This is a genomic window from Tardiphaga sp. 768_D3_N2_1 (assembly GCF_052076105.1).
In the GTDB taxonomy this organism is placed as follows: domain Bacteria; phylum Pseudomonadota; class Alphaproteobacteria; order Rhizobiales; family Xanthobacteraceae; genus Tardiphaga.
Genome location: NZ_CP197245.1, coordinates 3,740,085 through 3,751,546, shown reverse-complemented (window position 1 = coordinate 3,751,546; position 11,462 = coordinate 3,740,085). Strand labels below are relative to the sequence as shown.

Here is an 11,462-nt window from a genome sequence, read left to right as displayed (position 1 = left end):
CCTCGGGTCTTTCCGAAGGGTAATCCCGGCGCGGCCGTAGTTCGATAGGGTATTTTGAGATTTATCCTTAGATAATCCGGAATTGATCGTGCTATACACCCGATATGAGTGACATCGACAAGATCGACCGGAAAATCCTCGCCGTCCTGCAGGCCGATGGCCGAATCGCCAATGTCGAGCTGGCGGAGAAGGTCGGCCTGTCCCCGACCTCGATCGGCGAGCGGCTGAAGCGGCTGCAGCGCGATGGCTATATCGAGGGTTATGGCGCGCGGCTCAATCCGCAGATGCTCGGTCTCGGCCTCCTCGTGTTCGTCGAAGTTCTGCTCGACAAGACAACGCCCGACGTGTTCGAGCGCTTCGCCCGCGCGGTGCGGCTCGCGCCGGAAGTGCTGGAGTGCCACATGGTCGCTGGCGGTTTCGATTATCTGGTGAAGGCGCGCGTTGCCGATATGAGCGCCTATCGCCGGTTTCTTGGTGAACGCCTGCTGGCGCTGCCCGGCGTGCGCGAGAGCCGCACCTATGCCGTCATGGAAGAAGTGAAGCGCGACGCACCGCTGCCGGTGGGATAGCGAGCCGGGATAACGCCGCCGTTGCCATGCCGTTGTCTTGGCAGCCTGAAAGCGCTGCGTTAGGTTTCCGCGCGTTTCTCTCGGAGCAGATCATGCGGGCAGGCTACTTCAATCTTCGTGTCGCGATCGCGGCGGCAATTTTCGCTGCGGCAGGACTCCTCTCGGCGTCTCATGCCCGCGCGATCGAAATGTCCCGTGAGGTCAGCGATCTCTACACGTCGGTGTCGATCTACCCGCCATCCGCCGGTTCCATGACCATCTGTTACGGCTTCGTCTGCCGGCGTCGCCACACCTTCGATTTCACGCCGGCCGACAAGGCTGCGCTTACCAAGCTTCTTGCCGCGGGCAAGGCGTCGGCCGCGGCGGAACGCGCCGCCGTGCAGAAGGCAGTCGTGTGGTGGGACCGCCGCGTCGGCCCGGTGCTCGGCACCGACAAGCGCATCGCCAATGCGGATTTTCGCTATTTCGACGACAAGCATAATTTCGATTGCTGGGACACGACGCGCAACGTCACCAGCCTGCTGCTGATCATCCAGGACTGGGGTTTGCTGAAGCATCACACGGTGGGCAATCCGCGTTATCGCGGCAATGCGCTGGTGCTGCAGACGCCGCACAACACCGCCGTGCTGCTGGATCGCGCGACGGGCACCGAATGGGTCGTCGACATGTGGACGCGCGGCTATGCGCAGCTGCCGGACGTCAAGCCGGCCGATCAGTGGGTCAAGGAAAACTGAATTGGGGAATGGAGTGCCGTCGCGTCGCTGAGATATGCGTCACGTCAACTGGCGGCTCTAAGGAGCGGATCTTCGAAAGATTCCGGCTCGGGTTTTTGGAATTAGGCTAGAGCGCACACCGCGGATCGAATTAGCGCAATCCTGCGTGAACCTGATTGCGTTGCAGGAGAGGTGTCCCTTTGGAGGAAACCGCCCTTGCCGAATGCGCTCTACATTGTTGAGGCGTGATCTGGAAAACTTGCCTGACGAAAGTCTGGAGAAGCGGCCGGATCACACTGGTATCAAACCAACTGGTATCAAACCAGATGTCTCAGACCTTGAGGTTCTCAGCCGAGGTCTTGCCGCGGTTGGCAACTTCCTCGAATTCAACGGTCTGACCTTCGTTCAGTGTAGAAAGGCCAGCCTTCTCAACTGCCGAAATATGAACGAACACGTCCTTGCCGCCATTCGCCGGCTGGATGAATCCGTAACCCTTCGTCGGGTTGAACCACTTCACAGTACCTTTAGTCATCACGTCGTCTCCGCGGGATCAAAATCGATAACGAACTGCCGGTCCCCGCAAACCGGCATATCCGACATGCGCACGTTACGCGCGGATTGCCAAGCTTGATAGCTCAAACGGCGTGCAGAAATCGCCCAAACCGACCGTAATCTGTCCAATTTGCCGGGATTCGTCGCTATTGCGGATATTTCCAACGCGGCGGAAGGTCGCAAAAGCGAAGCGCCGGGCTCGGCCGCGCTACGACCATGCGTTGTCTCCTGCACGCGGGTGATATCGCTGCAATGCAAAACCCCGGCCGAAGCGGCCGGGGTTCGCAGCCCTCATGCGAGGATTAGTAGCAGATGTTTACCGTGCGCCAGCGCAGGCCGTAGGGCGTCATCACGCGGCGGCTCACATAGCATCCGGTGCCGCCACCGACATAGCCGATGCCAAAAGTGGGACCGTAGAAGCCGCCGCCATGGAAGTGGTGGTGATGGCCATGCCAGCCCCAGCCATGGGCGGATGCGGTGGATGGCGTCAGCGCCACCGCGCCGAGAGAAGCTGCTGCAACGAATGCGAGTGCGAGTTTGCGAAACATGGTCATTCTCCTTCAGTGCTGCGCGAGGCGCCGGTTGCGGGATCTGTCTGTTCGATCCATCGCAAATTCGTCGCACCGGTTTCGAAGCGGGTTCGAAGAAATTCTCGGGGAATTTTCTGAATACCTGTTCAGGCAGGCAAAGCGCGTATGTTCTGCAGGAACAGCGTTAAAGCGCGGAAACCATGTCGCTGGTCACGAGAGATGAAAGTACCTTGGCGTCTGTGATCGTGCGTACATTCATCGGTGCGGCGCGGCCGCGGATCGCGACGTCCTGCTGCGGCAGCGCGTCGCTTGCGAGACCTGCAGTAATGCAGACTTCTTCGGAGATGATGACTTCGCAAGCAAGACTCTTGGTCATGTCCTGCAGGCGCGCAGCGACATTGACCGGATCGCCGAGTGCGGTGAACACCATGTGGTCGCGATAGCCGATATCGCCGACGATGACTTCGCCGCCGTGAATGCCGATGCCGAAACGCAGCGGTTGCGACAGGTCATGGGCAAGGGCGCGATTGAGTTCGTCGATATTCTCGGCGATGAGCCGCGCAGCCTCCAGGGCCTGGCGACACGCGGTCTGCGGATCGCAGGCGAGGCCGAACAGTGCCAGTTCGCCGTCGCCGATGAACTGATTGGGCTTGCCCCCGCTGGCGATCACGGCTTGCGAGACGGCGTCGAGAAAGCGGTTGACGATGAACACGGTGTCGTAGGGCAGCCGCTTCTCGGCGAGCATGGTCGAGCCGCGCATGTCGACGAACATGCAGACGAGATAACGCTCCTGGCCGATCCGCGCCGGCTGCGATGCGTGAGCATTCGCGCTGGTCACTTGCGGCGAGAACAGTTGAACGAAGGTGAGGTCGGCCGTCGGTCGCAACTGGCAGGCCAGCCGGACCGCAGGGTCTGCAGTGCCGCCGATCCTGCTCAGCACGAAGGCTTCGCGCGCCGATGGTGGGGGCAATGTCTCGACACCGCTGGTGACACGAATGCGGCAGGTCGAACAGCGCGCGCGGCCGCCGCAGACGCTGGCATGCGGCACGCGATGACGCAGGCTCGCTTCCAGCACGCTGAGGCCCAGGGGAACGCGCAGCTTGCGGCCGTCGCCATAGGACAGGTTGATCATTCCGGCACGGCGTTCGACGACCATGCGGATGGCGCGGGCCGCGAGCACGATGCCGAGCAGCGCGAGATAGCCGATCAGGAGATCGTCGGTGATGTCGCCCAGTGCCTGCTGCTGTGGAACGGTGCCCATCCGGTCCGGACCGAAATTCTCGGCCAGCCATTGCGGCGATGCCAGCCTGGCCTCGACCTCACGCTTGCCCTGAAAGATGCCAAGCAGCGCCAGTGTCGGGATCAGCACGGCAGCCGACAGAAGATAGGGCGCGAGGCTCTTGAAATGTGTTTTCAGCCGCAGCCAGAAATACAATCCGATGCAGCCGTGCAGCCAGGCCACGACCACCACGAGATACATCGACCACGTCTTCGCGGGCGACGTGATCCAGCCATAGAACACCTGAGGATAGCTGCGATTGATGTCGTACAGGTTTTCGCCGAGACGGACGGCGACCACATGGCCGACGATGAGTGCGGGAATGCTGAGCCCGAGCACCAGTTGCAGCGGCTCGACGGCTCGCCAGCGGAACTGCCGGCGTTCGAACAGCGCCCAGATCCCGAGCACGCCATGGATCGTCACCGCCGAATAGAAGGTCACGGCGACCGGAAAGAACTGCCAGAAGCCGGCATGGATGACGACGCCGGTCTGCAGCGCGTCGAGCGAAATATTGCCGAGCGCGTGATTCAGGAAATGGCTGAGCAGATAGGTGAACAGCACCAGTCCGCAGACCAGCCGGATCTGGCGCGGCCCGATGCCGCGCCACCACGCGGCGGCGGCGGCCGTCCGGGGCAGGTTGCTGGCGGGATTGAGCGACGCGTCCATGGCGAAACCCTACGGCGAGATGCGCCCGGACGCCATCCGGCGCTGCGCGCGTGCAGACCTTATCCAGCAGTAAAGTCAACAAGTTGACAGCATGGCGAAGTCCGCCGAAAAGCTCGGCGATGACGTCTTTTCCCGACCCCTACCTCGATCGGAATGTTTCCCGCCGTGCCTTGTGGGCGATCGGTGCATTGCTGGTCGCGCTGACCGCGATGCGGCTGGTCTATGCCGGGCTGTTCGATCTGCGCACCGACGAGGCCTATTACTGGACGTGGTCGAAGGAGAGCGTGCTGTCCTTCCTCGATCATCCGCCGATGATCTCATGGTTCATCCGTGCGGGCACGCTGATCTTCGGCGACACGAATTTTGGCGCGCGTTTCTCCGGTATCGTGGCGATGGCGGTGATGCAATTGCTACTCGCCGACATCGTTCGCCGCGTGACGCAGGATCTGCGTGCGGTGCTGATGGCGGTGCTGATGTCGGAAGCGGCGCTGTATTATGGATTGCTGATGGCCAAGGTCGCGCCGGACGTCGCGTTGATCCCCTTCGCCATGGCGATGCTGTGGTCGCTGGTGCGGCTGGCCGAAAGCCACGATGGACGCTGGTGGCTCGTCGCCGGTGCCTTCGGCGGCCTCGCACTGCTGTCCAAACTCACGGTGGTGATGTTCGTGCCCGGCATTCTCGCATTCATGCTGGTGCCGGAATGGCGCGGGCGCTGGTTGCGCAGCCCGTATCCATGGCTGGCCGTACTGATCGCACTGGCGATCTCGTCGCCGGTTCTGATCTGGAATGCCGGCCACGACTGGGCGTCGTTCAGGTTCCAGTTCATCCGCGCCACCACGAACAACGAGGCATCGCTGCGCACGCTCGGTGATTTTCTCGGCCTGCAATTCGGTCAGGTTGGCTTCATCCTGATGCCGGTCATTCTCTCCGCGGTTGTCGTTACGGCATGGCGTGGCTATCGGCGCCGCGAACCGGTCGCTATCCTGCTCGCTACCTGCGTGCTGGTGCCGTTCTTTTACTTTGCATGGAAGTCGCTGACGCTGCGGGTCGGCGATACCTGGCCGATGTTCCTGTGGCCTGCCGGGATCGCTGCGGCGGCGATCAACCTGACGAAACTGCCGGGCGACGGCTGGTCGCCGCGCATGGTGCGTGCCTCCCATGGCTGGAGCATCGCCGCCATCGCCACCGGGATTCCGCTGGTGGTGCTGGTCTTCCTCTATAGCGTGGCCGCGCCGTGGAACCTGATCGGCAAGAACGATCCGCTCGGCGGGGAGGGCGGCTATCAGGTGCTGGCCGACCGCGCATTGGCGGAGATGAAGACCACCGGCGCCACCTGGATCGCGACGACCGACTACCGCACCTATGCAATGCTGCGCTGGCATCTCAAGGACAAGGTCCCGGTGGTGCAGGTCAACGAGCGCGCGCGTTTCATCGGCTTCCGCGATCCCGGCATGGACAGGATCAAGGGTCACACCGGGCTCTACATCGCACAGACCGCGGACAACCACCGTCCATTGCTGGCGACGACCAGCGCGGTGCTCACGCCCGTTGCCGAAGTCGACACTATCTGGCGCGGCACGGCCATGAAGCACTATGCAATCGACAAGCTCACGGGCTGGACGCCGGACCTGACGCCTGCGCCTGATACACCATTCTATCGCTGGCCTGCGCTGGCGGAGATGTCTGTGCCGACACGCATTCAGCTGGCGGCGCGCTGAGATTACGTCGCCCTGCTCCCTGATATAGCGAAGCATGAAGGGAACCTATGCGTATTTGCATCCAGACGTTGGGGACACGAGGTGACGTCCAGCCGTATCTCGCTCTCGCGCGCGGCCTGATGGCTCACGGGCATGAGGTACAACTTGCTGCACCGGAACAGTTCGCTGATTTTGCAGGCAAGACAGGAGTCGCATTTGCGCCGCTGCCCGGTGAGATACTGTCGTTGCTCGACACGTCCGAAGGCAAAGCAGCAATTGCAAGCGGTGCGGGGTTCAGCGCGGGTTTCAGGCTATTGAAACATGTACGTCCGCTGATAAGACGGCTGCTGGATGTGGAGTGGCAGGTCGTAAAGTCATTTACCCCTGATCTTATTCTCTATCATCCAAAATCGATTGCGGCTCCCCATATTGCCGAAAAGCTTGAAGTTCCGACGATCCTGGCGTCACCGCTTCCCGGCTTCACGCCAACCTCGGCGTTCCCAAGTCCGATGCTTCCCGTGTCCCGTTTGGGGCCGCTGAACAAGGTCAGCCATCTGCTGTCATTGCATGGCGCGGAGATGCTGTTCGGAGCGATGCTGGGCAAATGGCGAGAGGGATCCCTCGGGCTCGGAGGCCGTAGGGCCGGACGCGGACCTATTGGTACGATATACGCCTATAGTCCGAGCGTCCTACCGAAGCCTGCCGACTGGGATCGGTCGGTTGTCGTTTCAGGCTATTGGTTCCTTGACGAAGGTGCGGCTTGGGATGTGCCAAAGCCTTTGAGTGAATTTTTGGCCAAGGGGGAAAAGCCGATCTATGTCGGCTTTGGTAGTATGCCAGGTGTCGATCCTGTTGCCCTTGCTCGAAGCGTCATCGAGGGGTTGGCCAAAACAGGTCAGCGTGGATTGTTAGCGACGGGCGGCGGAGCGCTGCAGGTGACAGACGCCCCGGATCATGTCCATGTCATTTCGTCTGCGCCGCACGATCGGCTTTTCAGGCACGTGGGCGCTGCATTCCACCATGGAGGGGCAGGCACCACGGGGGCCTCGCTGCGCGCCGGCTTGCCGACGATCGTCTGCCCCTTTTTCGGAGATCAACCATTTTGGGCGCGTCGGGTCGCCGAACTGGGGGCGGGACCAGCACCGTTGAAGCGGAAGAACCTGGACGTGGACGCGCTCGTCACTGCATTCAACGCGACGCGCAGCGCACGCATGAAAGAACGAGCAACAACGATCGGCGAACGGATTTCCGGCGAGGCGGGCGTGGCGACGGCGGTGGCCTTTATCGAACAGTCGATGAGATCAAAATTTTTGCGCTAAGTATTCTTTTCCCATCCCGCTTGCCAACAGATCGCCAAGCTGCGGCCGCGGCAACGCCGTGAACGGCAGCGGTCGCGTCACGTCGATGGCGGTCAATCCAAGCCTTGGTTGGCAAACCGTTCAGCACGCCTTCGCCGAGCCGCTGCGAGAGCTTTGCTGCGATGCCGTGGCCGAGGACCTGCTGAATCATGCTGTCGCAGGCGGTCATGCCCTGGTGATGGCCGAGATGTTTGTGCCGTCACGCATTCAGCTGGCGGCGCGCTGACTGCTCTCTCCCAACTGGCGAGGCGGAAGGATCGCGATTGATGGATGCGACGTCCAGATCGACGCCAAACATATCTTTCAATTCAATCTTGCCGGCATCCGTGACTTTAAAGGCGCGCGTCGCGCCCGTTCGGGCAACCCATCCGAGTTCCAGAAACCGCCGTTGAAGCTCGGCGCCGACCAATCCGCCCACATGATAGCGCCGCTCGCTCCAGTCCAGACAGGCCCGACAGAAGATGCGCTTGCTGCGGCGGTCGGTTTCAAGCCGGGCTCCGAAGTCGCAGAGGAAGCGGTGGCCTGTATCGGTGAGCGCTCCGCCATCTGCACTCAGATGCATGTAATCCTGCGCGATCAACGCGTCCGCGACCGCAACGCCGAGCCGTCCGGCCATGTGATCGTAGCAACTGCGTGCAAGGCACAGTGCTTCATCGCGCGCTGAACGCGGTCGATGCCTCGGTGGCATTTCCAGAGCCGCGACGGCGATCATGCTTTCCAGCATCTGGGCCACGAGCGGTGATGTGATCCGATAGTAACGAAACCGCCCGCTCGGGGTCACCGATATCAATCGCGCGTTGAGCAGCCGAACCAGATGTTCGCTCGCGGTGGGGCGGGATATCCGCGCCTGAAACGCCAGTTCGGTTGCCGTGAGCGCCTGACCTCCCATGAGTGCCGCAAGCATGGTCGCGCGCGCCGTATCGCCAACCAGCGCTGCGACTTCGACCATGTTTGCGGAGGCGACCATAGCCCAGCGTAGCGGCTCGCCGGATAATCCGCCACTCCCGTCGGTTCGGCCGGCGCCGAACCAATTGGCCCGGCGCCGGCCGTCGCCCGTGCGATGATGCGATCAATAATGGCAACCGGGAGCGGAAACATGCAGGCACAGTTCATTCGCGTCGAACCGTTCTCATCCTATTTCGAAGCACGGAAGGTTCCTGTCGCGCTGGCCGTGCGCTATGGCGATCTCGTCTATGTCTCGCAACTGCCGCCCTATGATCCCGAGACCGGGGAGATCAGGCGCTTTCCGCTGGAACAGCAGATCGAGATTGTTCTCGATCAGATGGCACTGTGCCTCACGGCTGCGGGCTCATCGATCGACAGGGTGATCAAGTGCAATATCTATTGCACGAGGGCCGATCAGTTCGAAACCATCAATCGGGTTTATGCGCGTTACTTCTCCAGCGATCCGCCGGCGCGCGGCTTCTTCATCGTTGCGGGATGGCATGGTCCGTTCGACGTGGAGGTGGATTGTATCGCGGCGGTTTAACAGGATCGTAGGATGGGTAGAGCATCTTCGCGAAACCCATCACCTGAAACGCGACCGTGATGGGTTTCGCTGCGCTCTACCCATCCTACGATCATTATGCCGAGGTCGGCTATTCCTCCCCATCCCGTTTCCGCAGCAAATCCCTTGCGAGGTCGCCAAGCTGCGGGCGGGGCAGCGCTGTGAATGGCAATGGCCGCGTCACGTCGATGGCGGCGAGGCCCAGGCGGGCCGTGAGCAGGCCATTGAGCACGCCTTCGCCGAGCCGCTGCGAGAGTTTCGCCGCGAGGCCATGGCCGAGCACCTGCTGGATCATGCTGTCGCTGGCGGCCATGCCGCCGGTGATGGCGAGATGGCTGACGGCGTGGCGCATCAGTGCGATCATTCCGAGCGTTCCCGGCCGGCCGCCATAGAGTTTTGCGAGCTGCCGGACCAGCCGGATCGCGGCAGCGGCGACGAACAGAACATCGACGACGGCGCGCGGGCTGACGGCGGTCACCACCGAGACGCGCTGCGCCGCGACCGAGACGAGGCGCCGTGCTTCGATGTCGAGCGGGCTCATCAATTCACGTTCTGCCACGCGAATGAGATCGGCGCCGTCGATGATGTCGTCGGCGTGGCCCTGCAGCGCCGTGCGGGCCCGGGCGAGGCGCGGATTGCTATGCGCGAGTTTCAGCAGGTCGGCGAGGACGGCGCGGCTCTCGGCGCGGTCGTCGCTGGCGATCACGGCCAGCGCGCGGGCATGCAGCTTCTCGATGGTGGCGAGCCGCATCAGGCTCAGCGCCTCGCGAGCGATGATGGCGATCAGTGCGATGCTGACCAGCGCGGCGAAGCCGAGGCCAAGAAAGCCGAGGCCGTCATTGATCGCGAACAGGTCGCGGACCAGTTGCGTGACGCCGAGACCTGTGCCGAGCAGCACGAGGCCGCCGAGCCCGGTCCAGAACAGCGTGCCCCAGCGGAAGCCGGTACGGACCGGCCGCAGGGGCTCGTCGATCACCACGGGCATCGCCATCGGATCGGCTTCGGGCGTGATGCGGATGGTGCCGCGGGCGAGGCGGCCGGCTTCCTCGTCGGCGTCCATCACGGTGACGTGGGGATCGTCGAGCCGGAACGTGGCCGGGCGGCGCGTACGGTCGGTCATTGCAGCCTGTCTCCGATCAGGAACTGGAGCGCGCGGTCGAGGCGGATGTGAGGCAGCGCCGGCTCCTCGCCGCCGTCGCGGGTGAGGAGCGGCGGGCGGAAGCGCAGGAAGCGATAGTCGGCCTTGTCGGCGGCATCTGTCGAGAGGCCCCTGAAAGAACCGCCGGCGAACAAGCCATCGAGATCGGTGGGCAGATCGCCTGGGAAGGTCGCGACTTCGGTCTCGCCGTCGAAGGTCTCGCCATTGGCGACCTCGCCGGCGATCGGCGTTCCCAATATCGACGGCAGCTTGTCGCGGCCGCGTTGCACCAGCGCTTCCTTGGTCGCGCGCACTGCAGCGATGGCGACGACATCGACCGACGCACCGGCCAGTTCCGAGCGCGATACTGCCTTGGTCACGGTGCGCCTGAGCACATCCTCCAGCCGGTCATGGCTGAGGTGATGCAGATGATCGGCCTTGGTCGCGGCAAACAGGATGCGATCGACGCGCGGGCGGAACAGCGTGCTGAGGATCGTGCTGCGGCCGATGCGGAAACAATCGAGAATGCCGGCCAGCGCCGCTTCGAGATCGTGCAGTGCTTCGGGTCCCGCATTGAAGGCGGAGAGCGCATCGACGAGTACGATTTGCCGGTCCAGCCTGGAGAAGTGATCGCGAAAGAACGGGCGGACGACCACGTCCTTATAGGCCTCGTAGCGTCGCTTCATCATCGCCCACAGCGAACCATCCGGTGCGCTGCCATCGCTGGCGACGTCGAGCGGCGCAAAGGTGAGTGCCGGCGAGCCCGCAAGATTGCCGGGCATCAGGAACCGGCCCGGTGGCAGCAGGCTCATGGCGAAGCGTTCGTCGCGGCAGGCGCGCAGATAGTCGGTGAAGAGCCTCGCTGCGATCAGCGTCGCCTGCTCGTTCTCCGGTGCCTTGGCGTCGAGCGTGGCGAGATGTGTGTGAAACGCGGCCGCCAGCGTCCTGCGCGGTCCTTGCCGCGACAGTGCAAGACTCTCCGCCGACCATTCCTCGTAACTTTTGTTGAGCAGCGGCAGATCGAGCAGCCATTCGCCGGGATAGTCGACGATGTCGAGCGTGAGTGTGCGGTCGGCGCCGCTCGCGCGCTGATAGTCGATGACCAGACGCAGCTCGCTGATATCGGTGGTGGAGTTCGGCCAGCGGCGCTCGTCGATCAGCGTGCGCAGATGTTCTTCATAGGCAAAGCGCGGGACGGCATCGTCGGGCTGCGGCGCAAGACGCGCTTTTGCAATGCGTCCGGTGGCCAGCGACTCGAATACCGGAAAGCGTCCGCCGCGCGTCAGGCCATGCACGAGTGCGGTAATGAAGACCGTCTTGCCGGCGCGCGACAGGCCTGTGACTCCGAGCCGCACCGTCGGATTGAACAGACCGTCGCCATAATCGAGCAATGCGCGCGCAGACAGCCGCGCTTCTTCGACGAGTTCGGACAGGCTGGGCATCGTGCGGGAAA

Annotated in this window: 11 protein-coding genes and 1 pseudogene; 5 read left to right on the top strand and 7 right to left on the bottom strand. The window is 62.8% G+C overall.

Annotated elements, in window-relative coordinates; all coding sequences use genetic code 11:
- Positions 1 to 104: 104 nt before the first annotated feature.
- Both AB8A27_RS17655 and AB8A27_RS17650 read left to right on the top strand, forming a co-directional pair.
- Positions 105 to 569 (top strand): Lrp/AsnC ligand binding domain-containing protein, encoded by a 465-nt coding sequence (locus AB8A27_RS17655; protein ID WP_441243019.1) that lies wholly within the window; start codon positions 105 to 107, stop codon positions 567 to 569.
- 92 nt (positions 570 to 661) lie between these two features.
- A complete protein-coding gene (locus tag AB8A27_RS17650) occupies positions 662 to 1,303 on the top strand; it encodes a hypothetical protein (protein ID WP_441243018.1) in 642 nt (213 codons plus the stop codon).
- A gap of 310 nt (positions 1,304 to 1,613) precedes the next feature.
- Here the strand turns inward: AB8A27_RS17650 and AB8A27_RS17645 are convergent, their stop codons facing one another.
- The 3 genes from AB8A27_RS17645 to AB8A27_RS17635 form a co-directional block, all read right to left on the bottom strand.
- On the bottom strand, positions 1,614 to 1,814 hold the full coding sequence (locus AB8A27_RS17645; protein WP_068734210.1) for a cold-shock protein: 201 nt from the start codon (positions 1,812 to 1,814) through the stop codon (positions 1,614 to 1,616).
- Between the two features lie 322 nt (positions 1,815 to 2,136).
- Positions 2,137 to 2,382 (bottom strand): hypothetical protein, encoded by a 246-nt coding sequence (locus AB8A27_RS17640; RefSeq protein WP_441243017.1) that lies wholly within the window; start codon positions 2,380 to 2,382, stop codon positions 2,137 to 2,139.
- A 166-nt stretch (positions 2,383 to 2,548) separates the two neighbouring features.
- Positions 2,549 to 4,309, bottom strand: coding sequence for an adenylate/guanylate cyclase domain-containing protein (locus AB8A27_RS17635; protein WP_441243016.1), 1,761 nt, complete (start codon positions 4,307 to 4,309; stop codon positions 2,549 to 2,551).
- 119 nt (positions 4,310 to 4,428) lie between these two features.
- Between AB8A27_RS17635 and AB8A27_RS17630 the strand changes: the two genes are divergently transcribed.
- A complete protein-coding gene (locus AB8A27_RS17630) occupies positions 4,429 to 6,027 on the top strand; it encodes a glycosyltransferase family 39 protein (RefSeq protein ID WP_441243015.1) in 1,599 nt (532 codons plus the stop codon).
- Between the two features lie 47 nt (positions 6,028 to 6,074).
- Complete coding sequence (locus AB8A27_RS17625) at positions 6,075 to 7,325, top strand: glycosyltransferase (RefSeq protein WP_441243014.1); 1,251 nt, start codon at positions 6,075 to 6,077, stop codon at positions 7,323 to 7,325.
- Here the strand turns inward: AB8A27_RS17625 and AB8A27_RS17620 are convergent.
- Positions 7,308 to 7,554, bottom strand: a pseudogene (locus AB8A27_RS17620) (DUF697 domain-containing protein); the annotation flags it as partial. The gene AB8A27_RS17625 and the pseudogene AB8A27_RS17620 sit on opposite strands and share 18 nt — an antisense overlap.
- A 9-nt stretch (positions 7,555 to 7,563) precedes the next feature.
- Positions 7,564 to 8,268, bottom strand: coding sequence for a helix-turn-helix domain-containing protein (locus AB8A27_RS17615; RefSeq protein WP_441243013.1), 705 nt, complete (start codon positions 8,266 to 8,268; stop codon positions 7,564 to 7,566).
- Between the two features lie 192 nt (positions 8,269 to 8,460).
- Here AB8A27_RS17615 and AB8A27_RS17610 point away from each other — a divergent pair, with 192 nt between their 5' ends.
- Complete coding sequence (locus AB8A27_RS17610; RefSeq protein WP_441243012.1) at positions 8,461 to 8,853, top strand: RidA family protein; 393 nt, start codon at positions 8,461 to 8,463, stop codon at positions 8,851 to 8,853.
- Between the two features lie 109 nt (positions 8,854 to 8,962).
- Here AB8A27_RS17610 and AB8A27_RS17605 read toward each other — a convergent pair whose 3' ends face one another.
- Both AB8A27_RS17605 and AB8A27_RS17600 read right to left on the bottom strand, forming a co-directional pair.
- Positions 8,963 to 9,991, bottom strand: coding sequence for a YcjF family protein (locus tag AB8A27_RS17605; RefSeq protein ID WP_441243011.1), 1,029 nt, complete (start codon positions 9,989 to 9,991; stop codon positions 8,963 to 8,965).
- Complete coding sequence (locus AB8A27_RS17600; RefSeq protein WP_441243010.1) at positions 9,988 to 11,451, bottom strand: YcjX family protein; 1,464 nt, start codon at positions 11,449 to 11,451, stop codon at positions 9,988 to 9,990. The genes AB8A27_RS17605 and AB8A27_RS17600 overlap by 4 nt, the downstream gene beginning before the upstream one ends.
- Positions 11,452 to 11,462 lie beyond the last annotated feature (11 nt).